Source organism: Xanthomonas sp. NCPPB 3570 (assembly GCF_056725115.1).
Genome location: NZ_CM161513.1, coordinates 2,812,800 through 2,833,304, shown reverse-complemented (window position 1 = coordinate 2,833,304; position 20,505 = coordinate 2,812,800). Strand labels below are relative to the sequence as shown.

Genomic DNA, 20,505 nt, shown 5'->3' with positions numbered 1-20,505 from the left:
GCCCGGTCGTCCCGGGCCGATGTCGCCCCATCCCTGGCGGCATCGATCGCACGGCGCACGCACGTGCGCACGCCGTCGTGTCCTACTGCACCGGCGGAAGCGGATCCGGCGCCGGGTCGAGCGGCTGCAGCGCCATCAGCAGGCCGCGTGCGCCCGCCGCGGGCCGTTCCCGTGCCGGTGCGAACAGGCGTGCGCCGTGCAGCGGGCGGAAGTGGCCGCGTTCGAAGAACACGTGATCGGCCGGGGCCGCGGTGCCGGGCGCACGCACGTCGATCCGGTTGCGCGCCGACTCGCCACGTACGCTGCCGTCCTCGAAGCGCGTCGCCAACGGCGCCAACTCGGGCGCACGCGCCGCGGCGAAGAAGCCACCCGCCAGCAGCGACGGCGCGCCCTCGGCGGTTGCATCGATCCATGCCATCAGGTCCTCGGCCTGTTCGCGGCGGCTGGCGCCACCGTCGCGCGCGGCATGCAGGCGGGTGAAGTACAGGTTCACCGGCTGTCCGTGCAGATCCACCCGCACCAGGCCGGCCACGCTGTAGTCCTCCAGCGGATGCAGCAGGGTCTCGGCTTCCTCCAGCACCGGCAGGCGGGTCAGCAGCGCGTTGCCGCGGCGTTGCGGCCGGCTCGGCGGGTCGGGGCTGATGAAATGGCAGTGGTAGCCCAGGCGCGCGGCCAGCCATTGCGCCTGGTTCGGGATCTCCGGCGTCTGCAGCACCTCCTGCAGCGCGATGGCGTCGGGATGCAGGCGTTGCAGGGCCACGACGATACGCTCGCGGCGCGCGCTCCAGTCGTCGCCGTCCTGCGGCGCGTGCGGATCGCCGGCCAGCGTGAGGGTGACCACGGTGAGTGAGCTGTCCGCGGGCGCCGCGATCGTCGGCATCGCGTCCGGTAACGCCTGCGCGTGTGCCAGTGCCGCCACGGCCAGCAACAGCCAGCCGGTGCGATGCCATCGGAAGACGCGCAGGTTCATGCGGAAGATGCTACGGCGCGGGGCCTCAGAGGGACGTATACAGTCGGCGGCGCTGCGGCGTCCGCCACATAATCGATGTTGCGCAGGTGACAACGACGACCATCGCCCCGCCTCCGATGCGCGCAGGCGCGGAGGCGGGGCCGGGCCGCGGCGCGCACGCCGCGGTCCTCGCTCAGGGCTGCAGCACGCCGTCCTTCAGGTGCAGCGGCGCGCGCGCCTCCACCTGCGTCGCCGAACGGCCCAGCAGCAGCTCGTAGTCGCCCGCGACGATGTGCCAGTGGCGCTTCTTCGGATCGTAGTCGGCCAGGGTCTTGGGCTCGGCGACGATGCTGACGTGGCGGCTCTCGCCCGGCTTCAGCAGCACCTTGTCCCAGCCGACCAGGCGGATCGGGGTGTGGTGGCCCTGTGGCAGGCGCAGGTACAGCTGCGGCACGTCGGCGCCTTCGCGGTCGCCGGTGTTGCGCACGTCGAAACTGGCGACGACATGGTGGCCGTCGGCCTGCACCTTGAAGTTGCTGTAGGCGAACGTGGTGTAGGACAGGCCGTAGCCGAACGGATACACCGGCTCCAGGCCGCGCGCGGCGAACCAGCGATAGCCGACGTTGGCGCCTTCGATGGTGTAGTCGACGTTGCTGCCGGCCGGTTGCGCCGGCTTGAAGCCCAGGCCGGGAATCGACGGCCGCGGCAGTTGCGACACGTCGCGCAGCCAGGTCACCGGCAGGCGGCCGGACGGGTTGACCTCGCCCAGCAGCAGCCGCGCCAGTCCTTCGCCACCGCGGATGCCCGGGTACCAGGCTTCCAGCACCGCCGGCACCTGCTGCAGCCACGGCATGGCGACCGGGCCGTTGGTCTCCAGCACCACCACGGTCTTCGGGTTGGCCTTGGCCACGCCGGCGATCAGCGCGTCCTGCCTGTCGGGCAGGGCGATGTCCGGCAGGTCCACCGACTCGGCCGACCACTGCGTGGCGAACACGATGGCCACGTCGGCCTCGCGCGCCAGCTTGGCCGCCGCCGCCGGGTCGTCGCCGCTGGCGTAGTCGATCTGCGCGTCGGGCAGGGCCTTGCGCAGCGCCTGCAGCGGCGAGGACGGATGGAACATCACCGGGCCCGGCCAGGTGGTCGGGGCGATCCCCGGCACCGCGTTGCCGCCGTTGACGGTGACGCCGACCATCGACGAGCCGCCGCCGCCGATCACGCCCTTGTCGGCATGCCCGCCGATCACCGCGATGCGGCGCACGCTGCGCGACAGCGGCAGCAGCTTGCCCTCGTTGCGCAACAGCACCGTGCCTTCCTCGACCACGCGCTGCGCGGCCAGGCCGCCGGCCGCGTCGTCGATCGGCTGGTGCTGCGGCGGGTTGTCGAAGCTGCCGGTGGCGAAGAACGCGCGCAGGATGCGCTTGACCATGTCGTCCAGGCGCGCCTGCGGCACGGTGCCGGCGGCCACCGCCATGCGCAGCGGCTGGTCGAAGTACACCGCCTTGTCGAACACTTCGCCGGCCGACTGCTGGTCCAGGCCGGCCAGCGCGGCCTTGGAGCCGCTGTGCACGCCGCCCCAGTCGGACATCACGTAGCCGGGGAATTTCCATTCCTGCTTCAGCACCTTGTTGAGCAGGTAGTCGTTCTCGCAGCCGTACACGCCGTTGATGCGGTTGTAGGAGCACATCACCGAGCCGGGCTGGCCGATCTTCAGCGCCAGCTCGAAGGCCAGCAGGTCCGACTCGTGCATGGCCTGCTCGCCGATGTCGGCGCTGTGGGTGTTGCGCCCGGTCTCCAGGTCGTTCATCGCGAAGTGCTTCATGGTCGAGACCACGTGCTGGCTCTGCACGCCGCGGATCGATTCGCCGACCATCGTGCCGGCCAGCAGCGGATCTTCGCCGGCGTACTCGAAGTTGCGGCCGTTGCGCGGGTCGCGCTGCAGGTTGACGCTGCCGGCCAGCAGCACGTTGAAGCCCTGCTGCCAGGACTCGCGGCCCATGGTCGCGCCGCCGGCGAAGGCCAGTTCGCGGTTCCAGGTGGCGGCGGTGGCGGGGCCGGACGGCATCGCGGTGGCGTGGTCGCCGGGGCGGATGTTGCCGGGATTGGTCACGCCGAGACCGGCATCGGCCAGTTGCTGCGACGGGATGCCCAGGCGTTCGATCGCCGGCACGTAGCCCGCCGAGCCGAGCGCGCCCGGCGGCCGCGGGCCACCGTCCTTGCCCAGGCCGAAGTAGCTGTGCAGCATCTGGAACTTCTCGTCCGGGGTCATCGCCTGTACCAGCAGCGCGGCGCGCCGGTCCGGCGACAGGCTGCGGTCGTTCCATGGACGCTGCGCAGCGGCGCTGGCGTTCGGCGCGGAGGCTGCGCTGCTGGCCGTCGTCGGCGGTGCGGCGGTGGCGGGCGCGGCCAGCGCCAGGGTCAGGCAAAGGGATCCTGTAAACGTTTTCATATCGGGGCGTACAGCCTCTTCAGCAGATAAAGGGAAGGCGCATCGGGGGAGTCGGGGGTAGGGCGGAACCGCGCGTCAGGACGGGGCTTCGTCGCTGCGCATGACCGGGTACAGGCGGTAGCGCTCGTCCCAGGAACTGTGGCGGCGGTAGAAGAACTCCAGGCGCGCCTGCGGATCCTTGGCGAAGTCCGCGTCGTGTTCGAGCTTGTCCTCGAACTCCGCCTTGAGCACCGGGTCGCTGGCCAGCATCTGCCGCGCCACGTCCTCGGCGACGTAGTCTTCCATGTACTCGGCGCGCTCGAACGCGCTGTTGAACTCGCCCCATTGCAGCAGCGAGTCCGGCGCCTGCGGTTCCAGCAGTGTCATCAGCAGGCGTGCCTTGGGCTGGGCGATCGGCACGAACAGCGCACCGGCGCCGACCGCGCGGGTTTCCGCTTTCCAGTTGCCGGTGACGCTGAGCCGCTGGTGGCCTTCGGACGAGCGGGCGGCGAAGCTGGCGGTGTCGGCGCGGAAGGTCTGCACCGGCAGGGTGGCGTCGTGGTCCAGGGTGCGGAAGACGATGCCGTGCTGGCGCAGCTTGGCGCCGACCAGGGCGGCCTGCGCCGCCGGCACCAGGTAGCCGGCGCGCGGCGCGGCGACTTCCACGCTGGGCACGACCTGGTCGCGCAGCGGCACCCGCCAGAGTTGTGGGGTGCGCTCGTCGTAGCGGGTCATCAGCGCGCCGGACACCGGCGAGGGCGTGCGCGTGTAGGCATAGCCGCGGAAGTCCACCAGGTGCGAGGCGTCGGTGGTGCGGTAGTCCAGCGCCACGGTCTTGCCGCCCAGCGCTTGCGCGCGGACGTCGGCGGCCAGCGCGTCGGCGCGCCACTGCGCACCGTGCCGCGCGACTTGCTGCAGCACTGAGACAATGGTGTTGCGGGTGATGCGCACGCGCTCGGGGTAGCGCTTCCACGAATGCGTCTCGACCAGCATGCCGAAGCGGTTGCGCAGCTGGAAATAGCCGTGCGAGAAGCGCGGCGTCGGCACGCCGTCCTCGAAGCCGGAGGCCGGGTCGTCGTTGACCACGAACGAGGGGTAATAGGGCAATGGCAGCGAGCCCTGCCGCTTCAGGTCGGCGAGCACGGCGTCGCGCAGGCGCAGGCCGTCGCCGCGCAGCGCGGTGTCGCCGGCGTGCAGCGGTTCCACCTGGATCGACACGTCGTGCTCGAACTGCGCGCCGTCGGTGACGTGCAGGTCCACGTACAGCAGCGGATCCCACTGCTCGACCAGGCGCAGCATCGCCTGCATCTCCGGCGCATCGGCCTTGACGTAGTCGCGGTTGAGGTTGAGGTTCTGCGCGGTGGTGCGCCAGCCCATCTGCTCAGGGCCTCGCTGGTTGGGCCGGTTCCAGGCGCCGAAGCGCTCGTGCCCATCGACGTTGAACACCGGCACGAACAGCCACACCAGCCTGTCCAGCGCGCCGCGCGCGGCCTGGCCGTCGAGCAACTGGCGCAGCGCCAGGAAGCCGGCGTCCTTGCCGTCGATCTCGCCGGCGTGGATGCCGCCCTGGATCAGCACCACCGGCAGCTTGCGCGCCTGCGCGGCCGCCGGATCCAGCGCGCCGGAGGTGGATACCGCCAGCGCCTTCATCGGCCGGCCTTCCGGCGTGGTGCCGAAGTCGAAGCAGCGCACCGCCTGCGGATAGCGCTGCGCGAACGCATCGCACAGGGCGATGGTTTCGGCGTAGCGGCCGGTGCGCGCGAACCCGCTGCGCTCGGCTTCGGTGGACAGGCCCGTCTCGCTGGCCAGCGACGGCATGCTGCACAGCAGCATCGGCAACAGCAGGGTGGCCAGCCAGGGTCGGATCATCTCGGCACCGTCTCGGGACAGGCCACCATGATGCGGGCAGCGCGCCGATTGCGAAAGCACCTAGGACACGCCCTAGCGGTTCGATTCGCCGGAACGATCGGGTAACCTTCTGAAAATTTTGCCTGGACGAGGGCCCGTGAGCAGCCAAGCCACCACGAGACACGCCGCATGAGCGCGGCGCAGGAGCGAAGCGCCGCGCGCATGCCGCGGCAGATTCCGTACATCATCGGCAACGAGGCCTGCGAGCGCTTCAGCTTCTACGGGATGCGCAACATCCTGGTGCAGTTCCTGATCACCTCGCTGCTGCTGCAGGAAGTGACCGCGCCCGGCCGCGAGGCCGAGGCCAAGCACATCATGCACAGCTTCATGATCGGCGTGTACTTCTTCCCGCTGCTCGGCGGCTGGCTGGCCGATCGCTTCTTCGGCAAGTACAACACCATTCTCTGGTTCAGCCTGGTCTACTGCGTAGGACACCTGTGCCTGGCGCTGTTCGAGGGCCATCGCACCGGCTTCTTCCTCGGCCTGGGCCTGATCGCGCTGGGCGCGGGCGGGATCAAGCCGCTGGTGGCCTCGTTCATGGGCGACCAGTTCGACCAGGGCAACAAGCACTTGGCCAAGGTGGTGTTCGACGCCTTCTACTGGATCATCAACTTCGGCTCGCTGTTCGCCTCGCTGCTGATCCCGCTGGCGCTGAAGAACCTGGGCCCGGCGTGGGCGTTCGGCATTCCCGGCATCCTGATGCTGGTGGCCACCCTGGTGTTCTGGGCCGGGCGCCACCGCTACGTGCGCGTGCCGCTGCCGCCCAAGGATCCGCACGGTTTCGGCCAGGTGGTGCGCACCGCGTTGCTGCGGCAGGCGCCGGGGCAGGGCCGCCCCGGGCTGGCCCTGGCCGGCGTGGCGGTGCTGCTGGCGCTGGCCACCTTCGCGCTGGTGCCGACGCTGGGCCTGGTGATCTGCCTGTGCCTGGCACTGGTGCTGCTGCTGGCCGGCATCGGCGGCGGCACCTGGTGGCAACTGGACCGCGCCCGCGCGGTGCATCCGGATGCGGCGGTGGACGGCGTGCGCGCGGTGCTGCGGGTGCTGGTGGTGTTCGCGCTGGTCACCCCGTTCTTCTCGCTGTTCGACCAGAAGGCCTCGACCTGGGTGCTGCAGGGCCAGCAGATGCAGATGCCGGACTGGTTCAGCGCCTCGCAGATGCAGGCGCTGAACCCGGCGCTGGTGATGCTGCTGATCCCGTTCAACAACCTGGTGCTGTACCCGCTGCTGCGCCGCCGCGGCTACGAGCCCACCGCATTGCGGCGGATGACCGCCGGCATCGCCTTCAGCGGCCTGGCCTGGATCGTGGTCGGGACGCTGCAGGTGATGATGGACGGCGGCGACGCGCTGTCCATCGCCTGGCAGATCCTGCCGTATGCGCTGCTGACCTTCGGCGAAGTGCTGGTCTCGGCGACCGGCCTGGAGTTCGCCTACAGCCAGGCGCCGCAGTCGATGAAGGGCGTGGTGATGAGTTTCTGGAACCTCACCACCACCGTCGGCAACCTGTGGGTGCTGCTGTCCAACGCCGCGGTGCGCAATGACCGCGTCACTGCGCACATCGGCAGCACCGGGCTCAGCGAGACCGCCTTCCTGATGTTCTTCTTCGCCGCCTTCGCCTGCATCGCCGCACTGCTGTTCGGGCTGTACGCGCGCCGCTACCGCATGGTCGACCACTACCGCCCCGCCTGAGACCCCGCATGCCCTCCGTCACCCCCGTCAACCTGATCCTGATCGTCCTCACCGTGCTGGTGTCGTGGGCGGCGTTCAACAACCGCCGGCTGCTCGACCGGCTGATCCTGTGGCCACCGGCGATCGACCGCCACAAGCAGTACGACCGGCTGGTGACCTACGGCTTCATCCACGCCGATTTCCCGCACCTGTTGTTCAACATGGTCACGCTGTATTTCTTCGGCGGCCCGATCGAGGTGCTGATGGAGCGGCACACCGGCAACATGCTGGTGTATCCGCTGTTCTACCTGTCGGCGCTGGTGGTCTCGATCCTGCCCAGCTACCTGAAGAACCAGAAGAACCCCAACTACATGAGCCTGGGCGCGTCTGGCGCGGTGTCGGCGGTGCTGTTCGCCTTCATCCTGATGGCGCCGTGGACCGGGATCTTCTTCTTCTTCATCCCGATTCCGATCCCGGCCATCCTGTACGCCGTGTTCTATGTCGGCTACAGCATCTGGATGGACCGCCGCGGCGGCGACAACGTCAACCACAGCGCGCACCTGGCCGGCGCAGCGTTCGGCGTGATGTTCCTGCTGATCATGGAGCCGTCGGTGCTGCAGCACTTCCTCGACGAGCTGGCCAACCCGCGCTTCGGCCGCGGCTGATCCGTGGCGCCGCGGCGCCTGCACGGGAGTGCGGCGCCGGATCGGTGCGTGCCTGGTTCGCTGCGCGGGCTGGGCGCCGTGGCGTCGATGCGGTCGTGGGCACGCATCGCGCTTGGGCAGGCGGCGGTCCGTTGGGCCGCCCTTCGGGTTCAGCGGGTCTGCTGCCCGCGCAACTGCACCTTGGCGCTGCCGATGGCGGCGTTCTCGTAGGTGCGCTTGAGGCGCTGGTAGACCTCGTCGTCGAGTTGCTGGAACTCGCCGCCCTGCTGGTCGCCGCTCACCGACAGTTGGAACAGCCCTTCCAGCAGGGAGGCGTTGTGGTCGCCCAGGTCGTATTTGCTCTCGTTCTCGCTCATGCGCGTGGTTCCTGTTGGATCGCTGCGTGACGGGAGTTGCAACTCCCATGCCAGGTTTTCGGCCTGTCCCCGGGTTATCGGCGGCGCGCGGCGCGACTTGAGCGGTAAGAGTCGAGCGGCGGACGGCTGACGCGCCGCGTCGAAGGCATGACGCGTTGGGGCAGGTGCTTCACATGGTCGCGGCGAGCGGCAGCGGACACTGCGCTTTCCGCGCCACACCTCTTTGCCCATGTCCGCAGCCAACGTCCCGATCGCGCACGATCCGCAACAGCGGCGCTTCACCCTGGAGGTCGACGGCCACCGCGCCGAGCTCGACTACGTGCTGGAACAGCAGCGCATGGTCATCACCCACACCGGGGTGCCTGGCCCGATCGGCGGGCGCGGCCTGGCTGCGCAACTGGTGATCGCCGCGCTGGACCACGCGCAGGCGCAAGGCTGGAAGGTGGTGCCGGCGTGTTCGTACGCGGCGGTGTTCATCCAGCGGCATCCGCAGTACGCCGCGCTGCTCGGTTGAGCGGGCGGCATCGCAACGGCGCGATAATGCGCGCCACTTCCATGGGCATTGCAGGAACAGGGGCAGTCGACGTGAGCAGGGCAGAGACGATGGGCAACGGGCGGATGGCATGGACGGCACTGGCGGTCGCGGCGGCACTGGCACTGGCCGGCTGCAAGCGCGAGGAACCGGCCGCCGCACCGGCGCCCGCCGCGGCGCCGGCACAGAGCGAGGCCGCCGCGCCGGCGGCGCCGGAGCAGGCGCAGACCGCACCGCCGGAACTGAAGGACATCGTCGAACACAGCCCCAGCTATGTGGTCGGGATCACCTTCCCGCCGTCGATCAACCGTTACCCGGGTCTGGCCGACGCGGCCAACCGCTACGCACAGAGCGCGCGCAGCGAGCTGATGGAAGCGGTCGACGGGCTCGGCAACGATCGTCCGCGCGCGCCCTACGAACTGTCGCTGCAGTTCGAGATGCTGCTGGAGCGCCCGGATCTGGTCGCGCTGAGCGCCGACGGCAGCCGCTACACCGGTGGCGCGCACGGCGAACCGCTGGTGGCGCGCTGGGTGTGGCTGCCGCAGCAGCAGCGCATGCTCACCGCCGAGACGCTGATCCCCGATGCGTCGCACTGGAAGCCGGTGGCCGGCTATGTCGCCGCGCAACTGCGCGAGGCGGTGCAGACGCGGGTCGATGCCGAGCAGGTGCCGCCGGAGGATCAGGACGAGCAGGTGCGCAGCGCCAGCAAGATGATTGCCGAAGGCACCGAGCCGCAGCCCGGCAATTTCAGCCAGTTCCAGCCGCTGGTCGACGCGGCGGGCAAGATCACCGCGCTGCGCTTCGTGTTCCCGCCGTACCAGGTGGGGCCGTATGCCGATGGCACGCAGACCGTGGACGTGCCGGCCAGCGTGCTGCGCGAACTGGTGGCGCCGGAGTACGCACCTCTATTCGCCACCTGAGCGGTCGCCGGCGCGCACGCGCGTCGGCAACGGCGTGCGGTGCATCGCGTCGACAGCGTGCCGGAACGCAACGCATGCCCTCGTCGGGGCGATGCGCAATGGGTAGCATTGGCGGCTACCCCACTTGCACGCGATTTCCTCATGGGCAGTTTCGATCAGACCGAGCGGCGTGTCGCGCACACCTGCGCACGCTATCCCGCGTTCCCGCGCGAGCCTGCCGTGCTGGTCCGCCTGGTCAAGCATCTGTACAAGCGCGTGCATGCCAACGCCAGCGGCATGCTCAAGGCGTACGGCATCAGCCCGCCGGAATACGAGATCCTGATGATGCTGTACGGCACGCCCGAGCAGTGCATCACCCCCACCGAGGTGGCCGAGGCCGCCAGCGAGAAGCCGGCCAACATCACCCGCCTCACCGACAGCCTGTGCAGCAAGGGGCTGCTGTCGCGCACGGCCAGTCCGGACGATCGGCGCAAGGTCACGCTGACCCTGCAGCCGGCCGGCATCGCCCTGATCGAGCGGCTGCTGCCGGACGTGTGCGCGTTCCTGGATGCGGAAACCGCGGCACTGGATGCGGGCGAGCAGCAGCAGTTGGAGGCGCTGCTGAAGAAGATGCTGGCCGGCATCGACGGTCTCGACGCCGCCGCCGGCGCGAAGTGAGGGCACCTCGAAGACATTGCGTCCGCGGCAATCGAGCGGGATGCGATGTGCGCCGTAGGAGCGGCTTCAGCCGCGACGGGCTCATCGGAAACGCGCGTCGCGGCTGAAGCCGCTCCTACAGGACGCGTCCGGGGCGATTCGGCGCTGCGCCAAGGCGCGTTGTCGCTCCCAAAGCCGGCACGGCATCGGGCTATTGCTAGCGCCAGCCGTGCGCGCGTGCTTGCTGTTCGCCGTCGGCATCCAGCGCTTCGCCGGCGATGCGCGCATCCACCGCCTGCAGCACCGCGGCCGGCATTGGGCTGGCCGCCATGCGCATGCCGCCGCCGTCGTGGTTTTCGCCGGCGGGCACCCGCAATTCCACCCGCCACGCGCCGTCGCGCTGGCAGGCCAGGCCGGCGCTGGCGCGTGGCATGGCGAAGGTGCGGCAGTAATGGCCGTCGCGATCGCGGAAGCTCAGGCCGATGCGCACGCTGCGCTGGGGCTGGCCGGACAACTGCTGCGTCAGCGCCTGCGCCAACGCGCCCTCGGCGACGCCACCCTGGGTGGCCGCGACCGTGGGGCCCGGCGCGGCGCCCTGCGGCAATTGCCGCTGCGCGATCCACAGCCCCAGCAGCAGCGCCGCCGCCAAGCCCGCGGGCAGCGCCCAGCGGCGGCGCGCACGCGGCCGCAGCGGCGTCGGCCGGCTCGCCTGCGCCGTCGCCTGGATGGGCGAGGGCGGCCGCGCGGCGACAGCGGCGTCCTGGTCGGGCGCGTCGGCCGGCCGTGCGCGCGCCGCGGCGAGCAGGCGCGCCGGTACCGGTTCGTCCAGCACCGGCGCGAAGCCGGCACGCAGCCGCGCCTGCAGGTTGCGCAGCCGCTCCAGGGCCTGCGCCAACTGCGGGTCGGTCCGCAGCGCCGCTTCCACTTGCGCGGCCTGCGCCGCGTCCAGTTCGCCGTCGGCGTAAGCCTGCAGGGTGAGTGAATCGATCGTGGTGGTCATGCGGTCGCCTCCAGTGACGCCTGCAGGGCTTCGCGTCCGCGCGCGAGCCGGCTGGTGAGTGTGCCCAGCGGAATCTCCAGCACCGCCGCGGCATCCTTGTAGGACAGGCCTTCGATCAGCACCAGCGCGATCGCCAGGCGTTGTTCCTCGGGCAGGCCGGCCATCGCGGCCTGCACCGCCATCCAGTCCTGCTGCCGCTCCAGCGGCGTGTCGCCGACGTGTTCGCCCTCGGCGGCATCGACGAACACCTGCCGCCGTCGCCGCTGCGCCCGCACCTCGTCGATCCAGGCGTGGCGGATGATGCCGTACAGCCAGTACTGCAGCGGCGTCTCCGGCCGCCACTGCGCGGCGCGGCGCAGGGCGCGTTCGATCGCGATCTGCAGCAGGTCGTCGGCGTCCTCGCGATGCCCGGCGACGGCACGCGCGAAGCGCCGCAACTGCGGCAGCAGGGTACAGATGCCGTCGCCGACGGCGGCCGTGGGATCGGCGTGCATGTGGGGGATACGTTCGGCGGAGGCGTTTTCTTCCATGGGCGCGGCGCGGCGTTCACGGCGGGTCGGGATGGCAGGATTAGTGTGGCACGCCAACAGGGGCGGACAACGGAGCGGGACATGGCGACGGGCAGGCGAGTGCGCTGGATGGCCGTGGCATGGCTGGCGGTGGCGACACCGGCGTTGGCGCAACTGGCGTTGCCGTCGGCGGGCGGGCTGGCGCAGGACGTCACCCAGGGCATGCAGGGCGGCATGAATCGGTTGGGAGAATCGCTGCAGGATGCGCGCGGCGATCTCGAACGGCTGCGGCTGAAACGCCTGCAGGCGCTGCTGCGCAGCGATCCGCGCGGGCTGGAGCGCGACGAAGGCGGCGCGGTGGTGATGCGCGGGCAGGTGGTGGCGCTGGAGCCGGAGCCGGCCGCGCTACAGGCGGCGCAGGCGGCCGGCTTCGCCGTGCTGGAGCAGCGCAGCTTCGGCGAATTCGGCCTGCGCCTGGTGGTGCTGCAGGTGCCGTCGGGCCTGTCCACGCGCCGCGCCCTGCAGCAACTGCGCGAGCGCGATCCGCAGGGCGAGTACGACTACAACCACGTCTACAGCGGATCGGCGGCGGCGCCGCCGACGCCAGCCAACGCGTCCGCCGCTCCGGCAACCGCTGGTGCCGCGACGGGCAGCTTCGTGGTCGGGCTGATCGACAGCGGCGTGGACGCCGCGCATCCGGCGCTGGCCGGCGTGCAGGTGCAGACCTGGGGCTGCGACGGGAAGGTACGCGCGCAGCCGCATGGCACCGCCGTCGCCTCGCTGCTGGCCGGACGCGCGGTGGCGCACGGGCCGTTCGCACGAACTCTGTATGCGGCCGACATCTATTGCGGTCAGGCCGATGGCGGCACCGTGGTCGAGTTGGTCGGGGCACTGGCATGGATGGCGCAGCAGCAGGTGCCGGTGATCAACATCAGCCTGATCGGCGGCCCCAACCGTGCGCTGCAGCTCGCCGTGCAGCGCATGCTCGCGCGCGGCCACGTGCTGGTCGCGGCGGTCGGCAACGACGGCCCGGCGGCACCGCCGCTGTATCCGGCGGCCTATCCCGGCGTGATCGGTGTCACCGCGGTGGATGCGCGTGGGCGGGTCTTGCCGGAGGCGGGGCGTGGGCCGCAGGTGGGCTTCGCCGCGGTCGGTGAATTGATCGCCGCCGCGCCGCAGGGCCGCTGGCAGACGCAGCGCGGCACCTCCTTCGCGGCGCCGCTGGTGGCGCGGCTGGCGGCGCAGGCACTGTCGCAGCCGAATCCGCAGGCCGCCGCGCAGGTGCGCACGCAGTTGCAGGCGCAGGCGCGCGATCTCGGTGCGCCCGGCGCCGATCCGGTGTACGGCGCCGGCCTGCTCGGTGCGGACCTGCCGCTGCAGCGCGCGCCGGGCGGCTGAACGCATTCTGTCTGCGTCCCGCCTGCACGGGATGTTCTGCGTCGCTCGATTCGTAGGGAGACATGAGAGCCGCAGATGGCCTGCGGCGACACGAGGAGAATGCGATGAACGGCAAGACTCTGTTGGCGAGCGCGGTGCTGGTGGCGTCGGTGGCGCTGACCCCGGGCGTGGCCGGCGCGCAGTTGCTGGGTGGTGCGGGCAGCGTGGGCGGTGCGGTCAATGGCACCCTGGGCGGCCTGGGTGGCGGCAGCCTCGGCGGCAACGGCATGGGCGCCGGCCGCCTGGACGCCGGAGTGCCGCTGGATGCCGCGCGTAGCGGCATCGAGCAGTCGTCGCAGCGTGCGCGGATGGCGGCGCAGCGGGCGGCGGCGCGTGGCGCAGCCACCGCCGAGGGTGCGGCGCAGACCACAGGCGCTGCGGTGAACCAGGGCCGCACGCTGGCCGGCAATGCCGCGGCCAGTGGCAGTGCCGCGGCACGCAGCGCGGCCGGTAGCGTGATGGGCCAGGCCGATGGCGCGCTCGGCGCGGCGACCAGCGCGGCCAATCCCACTGCGGCGCTGTCGACCGCCGGCAATGCCGCCGGTGCAGTCAATGGCGTGACCGGTAACGGTGCTGCGTCGAGCGCGGCCGGCAGCGGCAGCGGCAACGGCGCCGCCAGCGGCGGCAGCCTGCCGACGGTGCCGGCGCTGTCCGGCAGCGGCAGTGCCAATGGTGCGGCCAGCGGCAGCGCCTCGCACAGCGCGGGCACGCATGGCGGGTCGGTGTCGGGCCAGGCCGGTGCGGGCGGCCAGGGCGGTGCGCAGGCCGGTAGCGGTCAGGCGCAGGGGCAGGCCGGCGGCAATGCTTCGCTGGGTGCCAGCATCAACGCCTCCAGCGACGGCCAGTAAGCCGCTGACGGCAACGCGCGGCGTACCGTGCGTGGCCATCGAAGCCACTTGCTGAAAAAACACGACGCCCGGCTGAGCCGGGCGTCGTGCGTGTTGCGTTCTTCGGTCGGTCGCGGGTGTGTTCCACCGTGACGTCGTCACGCTGCGCCTCAGCGGGCGCTCGGCGTCGCCGCCGGCGTGGCGTTGAGGCCGCGCTTCTCCAGCAAGGGCTCGATCTGCGGCGCGTGCCCGGCGAAGTCCTGGAACAACTGCATCGCATCGACGCTGCCACCGCGCGAGAGCAGGGTCTTGCGGAAGCGGTCGCCGTTGGCGCGGCTCAGCCCGCCGTGCTGCTTGAACCATTGCTGGGTGTTGGCGTCCAGCACCTCGGCCCAGATGTAGGCGTAGTAGCCGGCCGCGTAGCCGCCCATGATGTGGCTGAAGTACGGCGTGCGGTAGCGCGGCGGCACCGGCGCATAGGCGATGCCGTCGGCGGCCAGCGCCTTGGCCTCGAAGTCCATCACGCCCGATGCCGGCGGCACCTGGCCGGCGCTCAGCTGGTGCCAGCGCTGGTCGAGCATCGCCGCGCCCAGGTACTCGGTGGTGGCGAAGCCCTGGTTGAACTTGGCGGTGGCCACCACCTTGTCCAGCAGTGCCTGCGGCATCGGCGCGCCGCTCTGGTAGTGCTTGGCGTAGTGCTTGAGGATGGCCGGATCGTCGGCCCACATCTCGTTGACCTGCGAGGGGAACTCGACGAAGTCGCGCGGCACGCTGGTGCCGGAGAAGTACGGGTACTTCACGTTCGAGAACATGCCGTGCAGCGCATGGCCGAACTCGTGGAACGCGGTGGTGACCTCGTCCCAGGTCAGCAGGGTCGGTTGCCCGGCCGGCGGCTTGGGAATGTTGAGGTGGTTGGCGACCACCGGCTTGTCGCCGGTCAGCGCCGACTGCGACACGTAGGAGCTCATCCAGGCGCCGCCGCGCTTGGACTCGCGCGCGTACATGTCGGCGATGAAGATCGCCAGCTGGCTGCCGTCGGCGTCGAACACGTCGTAGACCAGCACGTCGTCGCGGTAGGTGGGCAGGTCGGTGCGCTGCTTGAAGGTCAGCCCGTACTCCTGGTTGGCGGCGTAGAACACGCCATTCTCCAGCACGTTCTTCAGTTCGAAGTAGGGCTTGAGCTGGGCCTCGTCGAAGTCGTACTTGGCTTGGCGCACCTTCTCGGTGTAGTAGGCCCAGTCCCAGGCTTCGAGCTTGAAGCTGGGCTTGCCTGCGGCTTTCTGCTCCTGGTCGATCATCGCCTGCAGGTCGGCCGCCTCGCGCTTGGCGTTGGCCACCGCGGCCGGGGCCAGCTTGCCGAGCATGGCGTTGACCGCTTCGGGCGTCTTCGCCGTTTGGGTTTCCAGCGAATAGGCGGCGTGGTTCGGATAGCCGAGCAGCTTGGCGCGGTCGGCGCGCAGGGTCATGATCCGCGACACCAGCGCGGTGTTGTCGTAGGGGCCGCCGTGGCTGCCGCGCGACACCGAGGCTTCGTAGATCTTCTGCCGCAGCGCGCGATCCTTGAGCTGGGCCAGCGGCGGCTGGCCGGTGGTGTTGAGCAGGGCGATCACGTACTTGCCGTCGAGCTTGCGCGCCTTGGCCGCTTCGGCGGCCGCGGCGATCTGCGCGTCGGACAGGCCGTCGAGTTGCTTGACGTCGTCCACCACCACCGCGGCGGCGTTCACTTCGGCCAGCACGTTCTGGCTGAACTTGGTGCCCAGTTCGGCCAGTTCGGCGTTCATCGCCTTGAGCTTGGCCTTGTCGGCGTCGTTGAGCTTGGCGCCGTCGCGGACGAAGTCGCTGTGGTACTTCTCGATCAGGCGCACGCCCTCCGCGTCCAGACCGAGCTGGTTGCGGGTGTCGTACAGGGTCTGGATGCGCGCGAACAGCTTGGGATTGAGCGCGATCGCGTCGCGGTGCGCGGCAAGCTTGCCGGCGTACTCGGCCTGCAGTTTCTTGCGGGTGTCGTTGGTGTCGGCGCCGACCAGGTTGAAGAACACGTTGGTGGCGCGGTCCAGGACCTGCCCACTCTTCTCCATCGCCACGATGGTGTTGTCGAAGGTTGGCTTGGCGGTCTGATCGGCGATGGCCTGCATTTCCTTCAACTGCTGCGCCATGCCGGCGTCGAACGCGGGCGCGAAATCGCTGTCCTTGATCTTGTCGAACTGCGGGTAGTGCAGCGGCAGCGGGCTTTCGGCGAAGAACGGGTTGGCCTGCGTGGCCGCCGTGGCGGCGGTGGGCGTGGTGGCCGGAGCGGCGTAGGCGGGCATGGCGAGTCCGAGCGTGGCGGCGAGGGCAAGGGCGAGGCGAGAGGTCATCAAGCGGTATCCGCAATCATGGTGATCGGGCAGGCTACCCCAGGCCGGCAGGCGTGACCCGTGACGAAAGCCATGGGAGCGCTGCAGCATCGGCGCTTGTTTCCCAGGGCTTTGCGGCATTTGGCGTGAACCTTGATGCAGTGCGCTTTCGCGCGTGGCGGCGCCGGTGCGGCCACGCATCGGTGATGCGCTGGCGGTGTGCGTTGGTGCGTTCGCGCCCACCTCTGCGACGCGGCCTCGCGCATCGGCCCCGGTTCGCTGGCGACGCCTGCGGCCACCGCGTAGCATCGCGTCGAACCAGCGCCGCTGCGGCGCGCCGCGCCACGAGGACCCATGGACACGCCGACCACCGCCTACGCCTTCACCGCGACCACCTTGGATGGGCAGGAACAGCCGCTCGCCGAGTACGCCGGCAAGGTGCTGTTGATCGTCAACGTCGCCTCCAAGTGCGGTTTCACTCCGCAGTACGCGGGGCTGCAGGCGCTGTGGCAGCGCTACCGCGAGCGCGGGCTGGTGGTGCTGGGCTTTCCCTGCGACCAGTTCGGCCATCAGGAGCCGGGCGATGCCGCGGAGATCCGTCAGTTCTGTTCGCTCAGCTACGACGTGGATTTCCCGATGTTCGCCAAGGTGCAGGTCAACGGCGACGGCGCGCATCCGCTGTGGCGCTGGCTCAAGCAGCAGAAATCCGGGCTGCTCGGCATCGCCGCGATCAAGTGGAATTTCAGCAAGTTTCTGGTCGGTCGCGACGGCCAGGTGCTGGCGCGTTATGCGCCGACCGACAAGCCGGAAGCGCTGGCCGACGCTATCGAGCGGGCGCTGGGATAACTCTTCGGCGGGGAACTCCGAGCGTGATCCCGGAGGGCTGTGATGCGGCTGTTGTGGGAGGGACTTCAGTCCCGACGCCTTTAACTCGAACGTGTCGGGACTGAAGTCCCTCCCACAAAATACTCCCCACTATTTCGCTTTGACCTGTCGCCGTATCGCTTATGCCGGCAGGAGCGGCTTCAGCCGCGACGGGCGTTACCGGTAAAGGTCGCGGCTGAAGCCGCTCCTACGACGGGAGAAGCGCGGCGGCTTCACTTCTCGACGAAGGCGCGCTCGAACACGTAATGCCCCGGCGAGCCGATGCGCGGCGAGGCGACGAAGCCGCGGGCGTCCAGGGTCTGGCGCAGGTCGGCCAGCATCTGCGGGCTGCCGCAGATCATCGCGCGGTCGTGTTCCGGATTCAGCGGCGGCAGGCCCAGGGTGCGCTGCATCTCGCCGCTCTCGAGCAACTCGGTGAGGCGGCCGCGATTGCGGAAGTCCTCGCGGGTCACCGCCGGGTAGTACAGCAGCTTCTCGCGGATGGTCTCGCCGAGGAACTCGTGCTGCGGCAGTTCCTTCTCGAAATAGTCGCGGTAGGCCAGGTCCTTCTCGAAGCGCACGCCGTGGGTGAGGATCACCTTGTCGAAGCGCTCGTAGGTTTCCGGATCCTTGATCACCGACAGCCACGGCGCCAGGCCGGTGCCGGTGCCCAGCAGGTACAGGTGGCGGCCCGGGTGCAGGTCGCTGATCAGCAACGTGCCGGTGGGCTTCTTGCCGACCAGCACCGAATCGCCGGGCTTGATGTGTTGCAGGCGCGAGGTCAGCGGGCCGTCCGGCACCTTGATGCTGAAGAACTCCAGTTGCTCTTCCCAGTTGGCGCTGGCGATGGAATAGGCGCGCAGCAGCGGCCGCGTCTCCGTCTCCAGGCCGATCATCACGAACTGGCCGTTGTCGAAACGGAAGCCGTCGTTGCGGGTGGTGGTGAAGCTGAAGTAGTCCTCGGTCCAGTGGCGGACATCGAGCACCGTTTCGGGGCCAAAAGCGGAAGACATGCCGTTGATCGTGATGGGGAAGGAACGGCGGCCATTCTACCCCATGCCGGTTCAAATGAGATCAAATCTCATTTGAGGGCGGAACCGATCACGGCGTTCGCTCACTTCTCGAACGAGACCTCGTAGGACAGATACAGCGGCGCCTGCGGCGGCGCCAGCAGCGGGCGCTGGCGCAGGAAACGCTCCAGGCACAGGGCCAGCGGCGTGGTGCCGTTGCGCCAGCTGGCGCCGACGCTGCCGTCGGCCTGCACCTGCACGACCACGGTGAAGGGCGAGGTGTCCGGGCGCGGCGTGGCGCAACTGGCCACGCCCTCGTCCAGCGCCGCACGCTGCAGGGTCTGCAGGCGTTCCTCCATCGCCGCCGGCAGGCCGGCTTCGTCGCGGTCGGCCAGGGCCTTGGCCGCGGCGTAGTCGGATGGCGCCGGCGTGTCCGCGGCGGGAGCGGCGAGCGCCGGGGCGGCGAGGGCGGCGGCGAACAGGCAGGGCAGGGTACGGAGCATGGCGGCGTCGGAAGGGGCGGACGGGCTAACGATACCCAGCGGCCTGCAGTTCGAACAGTTCCGCGTAGCGGCCGCCCTGCGCCATCAGTTCGTCGTGGGTGCCGCTGGCCTCGATCCGCCCGTCGGCCAGGACCAGGATGCGATCGGCCATGCGCACGCTGGAGAAACGGTGCGAGATCAGTACCGCGGTGCGGTTGTCGGACAGCTCCTTGAAGCGCTGGAACACCTCGAACTCGCTGCGCGCGTCCAGTGCGGCGGTCGGCTCGTCGAGGATCATCACCTGCGCGTCGCGCATGTAGGCGCGGGCGATGGCGATCTTCTGCCACTGCCCGCCGGACAGGTCCACGCCGGTCTTGAAGCGGCGCCCGATCACCTGCGCGTAGCCCTGCGGCAGGCCGTCGATCAGCTCGGCAGCCATCGCCCGTTGCGCGGCGGCGCGGATCCGCGGCGCGTCGTCCAGCGCGTCGACCTGGCCGACGCCGATGTTCTCGCCGGCGCTGAAGTGATAGCGCACGAAGTCCTGGAAGATCACCCCGAGGTTGGCGCGCAGGTCGTCCAGGTCGTAGTCGCGCAGGTCGCGCCCGTCGAGCAGGATGCGGCCCTCGTCCGGGTCGTACAGCCGCGCCAGCAGCTTGACCAGGGTGGTCTTGCCGGCGCCGTTCTCGCCGACCAGGGCCAGCACTTCGCCCGCGCGCAGGGCGAAGTCCAGGTGCCGCACCGCCCACTGTTCGGCGTCCGGGTAGCGGAAGCCGACGTTCTCGAACACGAAGCCCTGCACGATCGGCCGCGGCACCGGCACCGCGCCGGGGCGGGTGCGGATCTCCGGGACGATGCGGAAGAACGAATACAGGTCGTCCAGGTACAGCGCCTGCCCGGCCACCTGCGAGAAGCCGATCAGCAGGCCTTCCAGCAACTGCCGCAGGCGCAGGAAGCTGCCGGCCAGGAAGGTCAGGTCGCCGATGCTGAAGTCGCCGCGCACGGTGCGCCAGGCGATGTAGCCGTAGGCGCCGTAGTAGCCCAGCGTGCCCAGCGCCGCCAGCAGCGTGCCCCACAGCATGCGCTTGCGCGCCAGCGCGCGATTGGCCTGGAAGTAGCGGTCGGCCAGGGCGCGGTAGCGTGCGATCAGGAAGTTGTGCAGGTTGAAGATCTTCACTTCCTTGGCGGTCTCGACGCTGGCGCCGAGCTGGCGCAGGTAGTCGAGCTGGCGGCGCTCGGCCGTCCACTGGAAGTTGAGCGAGTAGCCCAGCGCGTTGAAGTGCGCCTCGCCGATGAAGGCCGGCACCAGCGCCACCGCCAGCAGGGCGATGAGCCACGGCGCGTAGACCAGCAGGCCGACCGCGAAGCTGACCACGGTGATCGCGTCCTGCACCTGGCCGAACAGCTGGCTCATCAGGTTCATCCGGCCCATGGTCTGGCGCCGTGCGCGGTCGAGCCGGTCCTGCTGCTCCGGGTCCTCGAAATCCTCCAGGTCCAGTTGCGCGGCATGCTCCATCAACTGCACGCTGGTGGTGTTGTTGAACAGTTCCGACAGCAGCGTGTCGGCGTAGCTGACCAGCCGCCCGAGCAGGTCCGAGGCGATCGCCAGCGCCAGCTCCAGGCCCAGCAGTTCCAGCAGTCGGTTCAGGCGGCCGCTGGCCAGGGCCTGGCCCAGCGAATCGAAGCCGGGCGATTGCGCCACCAGGTGGATGGCCTCGTCGATGATCAGCTTGCCGACGTACAGCGAGGCCACCGGCAGCAGCGCGCGCAGCACGCGCAGGCCGATGCTGCTGAGGGTCAGCCAGCGGCTGGTCTGCCAGATCTGGCGCAGGAACGGCGGCAGGTTGCGCATCGCGTCGAAGCGTTCGCGCAGGCTCGGGCCGGTGCGGGACGCGGCGCGGGCGCCGCCATGGGAGGGGGAGGTGGAGGCCATCGGCGCATTGTGCCGGGGGCGGGTGTGGGCGGGGAGTGTGGGGATGGTGCGCGC

18 protein-coding genes are annotated in these 20,505 nt (G+C 70.1%); 8 read left to right on the top strand and 10 right to left on the bottom strand.

Translation table 11 applies throughout. The annotated features are described in order from the left end of the window. Positions 1-82 precede the first annotated feature (82 nt). From AC1PLR_RS12365 to AC1PLR_RS12355, 3 genes are all read right to left on the bottom strand, one after another. Positions 83-970: an endonuclease/exonuclease/phosphatase family protein gene (locus AC1PLR_RS12365; protein WP_420009598.1), complete on the bottom strand. Its 888-nt coding sequence runs from the start codon at positions 968-970 to the stop codon at positions 83-85. 172 nt (positions 971-1,142) lie between these two features. Beyond that, complete coding sequence (locus AC1PLR_RS12360; protein ID WP_481101177.1) at positions 1,143-3,395, bottom strand: beta-glucosidase family protein; 2,253 nt, start codon at positions 3,393-3,395, stop codon at positions 1,143-1,145. A 75-nt stretch (positions 3,396-3,470) separates the two neighbouring features. After that, positions 3,471-5,243 (bottom strand): M14 family metallopeptidase, encoded by a 1,773-nt coding sequence (locus tag AC1PLR_RS12355; protein ID WP_420009600.1) that lies wholly within the window; start codon positions 5,241-5,243, stop codon positions 3,471-3,473. 168 nt (positions 5,244-5,411) lie between these two features. On the opposite strand from AC1PLR_RS12355, the gene AC1PLR_RS12350 reads away from it, so the two are divergent. Together AC1PLR_RS12350 and AC1PLR_RS12345 are read left to right on the top strand one after the other, a co-directional pair. After that, positions 5,412-6,968, top strand: coding sequence for a POT-type proton-dependent oligopeptide transporter (locus tag AC1PLR_RS12350; protein ID WP_481101176.1), 1,557 nt, complete (start codon positions 5,412-5,414; stop codon positions 6,966-6,968). An 8-nt stretch (positions 6,969-6,976) separates the two neighbouring features. Next, on the top strand, positions 6,977-7,612 hold the full coding sequence (locus AC1PLR_RS12345; RefSeq protein WP_010343836.1) for a rhomboid family intramembrane serine protease: 636 nt from the start codon (positions 6,977-6,979) through the stop codon (positions 7,610-7,612). Positions 7,613-7,761: 149 nt separating this feature from the next. On the opposite strand, the gene AC1PLR_RS12340 is transcribed toward AC1PLR_RS12345, so the two are convergent. Continuing rightward, a complete protein-coding gene (locus AC1PLR_RS12340; protein ID WP_420009602.1) occupies positions 7,762-7,968 on the bottom strand; it encodes a hypothetical protein in 207 nt (68 codons plus the stop codon). Positions 7,969-8,197: 229 nt separating this feature from the next. Here AC1PLR_RS12340 and AC1PLR_RS12335 point away from each other — a divergent pair, with 229 nt between their 5' ends. From AC1PLR_RS12335 to AC1PLR_RS12325, 3 genes are all read left to right on the top strand, one after another. Beyond that, on the top strand, positions 8,198-8,482 hold the full coding sequence (locus AC1PLR_RS12335) for a GNAT family N-acetyltransferase (RefSeq protein WP_420009603.1): 285 nt from the start codon (positions 8,198-8,200) through the stop codon (positions 8,480-8,482). Between the two features lie 104 nt (positions 8,483-8,586). Next, complete coding sequence (locus AC1PLR_RS12330) at positions 8,587-9,420, top strand: DUF3298 and DUF4163 domain-containing protein (RefSeq protein WP_481101175.1); 834 nt, start codon at positions 8,587-8,589, stop codon at positions 9,418-9,420. Between the two features lie 141 nt (positions 9,421-9,561). Further along, entirely contained in the window at positions 9,562-10,077 is a 516-nt protein-coding gene (locus tag AC1PLR_RS12325) for a MarR family winged helix-turn-helix transcriptional regulator (protein ID WP_481101174.1), read from the top strand. 196 nt (positions 10,078-10,273) lie between these two features. Here AC1PLR_RS12325 and AC1PLR_RS12320 read toward each other — a convergent pair whose 3' ends face one another. Together AC1PLR_RS12320 and AC1PLR_RS12315 are read right to left on the bottom strand one after the other, a co-directional pair. Further along, entirely contained in the window at positions 10,274-11,056 is a 783-nt protein-coding gene (locus tag AC1PLR_RS12320; protein ID WP_481101173.1) for an anti-sigma factor, read from the bottom strand. Then, positions 11,053-11,586: an RNA polymerase sigma factor gene (locus AC1PLR_RS12315; protein WP_040902346.1), complete on the bottom strand. Its 534-nt coding sequence runs from the start codon at positions 11,584-11,586 to the stop codon at positions 11,053-11,055. Before AC1PLR_RS12315 ends, AC1PLR_RS12320 begins: the two co-directional genes overlap by 4 nt. 108 nt (positions 11,587-11,694) lie before the next feature. On the opposite strand from AC1PLR_RS12315, the gene AC1PLR_RS12310 reads away from it, so the two are divergent. Both AC1PLR_RS12310 and AC1PLR_RS12305 read left to right on the top strand, forming a co-directional pair. Next, on the top strand, positions 11,695-12,963 hold the full coding sequence (locus AC1PLR_RS12310; protein ID WP_481101172.1) for a S8 family serine peptidase: 1,269 nt from the start codon (positions 11,695-11,697) through the stop codon (positions 12,961-12,963). Between the two features lie 104 nt (positions 12,964-13,067). After that, positions 13,068-13,850: a hypothetical protein gene (locus tag AC1PLR_RS12305; RefSeq protein ID WP_481101171.1), complete on the top strand. Its 783-nt coding sequence runs from the start codon at positions 13,068-13,070 to the stop codon at positions 13,848-13,850. A 149-nt stretch (positions 13,851-13,999) separates the two neighbouring features. Here the strand turns inward: AC1PLR_RS12305 and AC1PLR_RS12300 are convergent, their stop codons facing one another. Further along, positions 14,000-16,186: a M3 family metallopeptidase gene (locus tag AC1PLR_RS12300; RefSeq protein ID WP_481101170.1), complete on the bottom strand. Its 2,187-nt coding sequence runs from the start codon at positions 16,184-16,186 to the stop codon at positions 14,000-14,002. Positions 16,187-16,519: 333 nt separating this feature from the next. Between AC1PLR_RS12300 and AC1PLR_RS12295 the strand changes: the two genes are divergently transcribed. Further along, positions 16,520-17,011 (top strand): glutathione peroxidase, encoded by a 492-nt coding sequence (locus AC1PLR_RS12295; RefSeq protein WP_209244661.1) that lies wholly within the window; start codon positions 16,520-16,522, stop codon positions 17,009-17,011. 251 nt (positions 17,012-17,262) lie between these two features. Here the strand turns inward: AC1PLR_RS12295 and AC1PLR_RS12290 are convergent, their stop codons facing one another. From AC1PLR_RS12290 to AC1PLR_RS12280, 3 genes are all read right to left on the bottom strand, one after another. Continuing rightward, positions 17,263-18,042, bottom strand: a complete 780-nt coding sequence (locus AC1PLR_RS12290; protein ID WP_481101169.1) for a ferredoxin--NADP reductase — start codon at positions 18,040-18,042, stop codon at positions 17,263-17,265. Between the two features lie 101 nt (positions 18,043-18,143). After that, entirely contained in the window at positions 18,144-18,542 is a 399-nt protein-coding gene (locus AC1PLR_RS12285) for a hypothetical protein (protein ID WP_371181726.1), read from the bottom strand. A gap of 25 nt (positions 18,543-18,567) precedes the next feature. After that, the gene (locus AC1PLR_RS12280; RefSeq protein ID WP_481101168.1) at positions 18,568-20,451 is read right to left on the bottom strand and encodes an ABC transporter ATP-binding protein; all 1,884 of its coding nucleotides are present in this window, start codon (positions 20,449-20,451) and stop codon (positions 18,568-18,570) included. Between the last annotated feature and the right edge of the window lie 54 nt (positions 20,452-20,505).

Coding starts and splice junctions, on each gene's coding strand:
- AC1PLR_RS12365 (WP_420009598.1), bottom strand. CDS start 970: ATGAACCTGCGCGTCTTCCGATGGCATCGCACCGGCTGGCTGTTGCTG.
- AC1PLR_RS12360 (WP_481101177.1), bottom strand. CDS start 3,395: ATGAAAACGTTTACAGGATCCCTTTGCCTGACCCTGGCGCTGGCCGCG.
- AC1PLR_RS12355 (WP_420009600.1), bottom strand. CDS start 5,243: ATGATCCGACCCTGGCTGGCCACCCTGCTGTTGCCGATGCTGCTGTGC.
- AC1PLR_RS12350 (WP_481101176.1), top strand. CDS start 5,412: ATGAGCGCGGCGCAGGAGCGAAGCGCCGCGCGCATGCCGCGGCAGATT.
- AC1PLR_RS12345 (WP_010343836.1), top strand. CDS start 6,977: ATGCCCTCCGTCACCCCCGTCAACCTGATCCTGATCGTCCTCACCGTG.
- AC1PLR_RS12340 (WP_420009602.1), bottom strand. CDS start 7,968: ATGAGCGAGAACGAGAGCAAATACGACCTGGGCGACCACAACGCCTCC.
- AC1PLR_RS12335 (WP_420009603.1), top strand. CDS start 8,198: ATGTCCGCAGCCAACGTCCCGATCGCGCACGATCCGCAACAGCGGCGC.
- AC1PLR_RS12330 (WP_481101175.1), top strand. CDS start 8,587: ATGGCATGGACGGCACTGGCGGTCGCGGCGGCACTGGCACTGGCCGGC.
- AC1PLR_RS12325 (WP_481101174.1), top strand. CDS start 9,562: ATGGGCAGTTTCGATCAGACCGAGCGGCGTGTCGCGCACACCTGCGCA.
- AC1PLR_RS12320 (WP_481101173.1), bottom strand. CDS start 11,056: ATGACCACCACGATCGATTCACTCACCCTGCAGGCTTACGCCGACGGC.
- AC1PLR_RS12315 (WP_040902346.1), bottom strand. CDS start 11,586: ATGGAAGAAAACGCCTCCGCCGAACGTATCCCCCACATGCACGCCGAT.
- AC1PLR_RS12310 (WP_481101172.1), top strand. CDS start 11,695: ATGGCCGTGGCATGGCTGGCGGTGGCGACACCGGCGTTGGCGCAACTG.
- AC1PLR_RS12305 (WP_481101171.1), top strand. CDS start 13,068: ATGAACGGCAAGACTCTGTTGGCGAGCGCGGTGCTGGTGGCGTCGGTG.
- AC1PLR_RS12300 (WP_481101170.1), bottom strand. CDS start 16,186: ATGACCTCTCGCCTCGCCCTTGCCCTCGCCGCCACGCTCGGACTCGCC.
- AC1PLR_RS12295 (WP_209244661.1), top strand. CDS start 16,520: ATGGACACGCCGACCACCGCCTACGCCTTCACCGCGACCACCTTGGAT.
- AC1PLR_RS12290 (WP_481101169.1), bottom strand. CDS start 18,042: ATGTCTTCCGCTTTTGGCCCCGAAACGGTGCTCGATGTCCGCCACTGG.
- AC1PLR_RS12285 (WP_371181726.1), bottom strand. CDS start 18,542: ATGCTCCGTACCCTGCCCTGCCTGTTCGCCGCCGCCCTCGCCGCCCCG.
- AC1PLR_RS12280 (WP_481101168.1), bottom strand. CDS start 20,451: ATGGCCTCCACCTCCCCCTCCCATGGCGGCGCCCGCGCCGCGTCCCGC.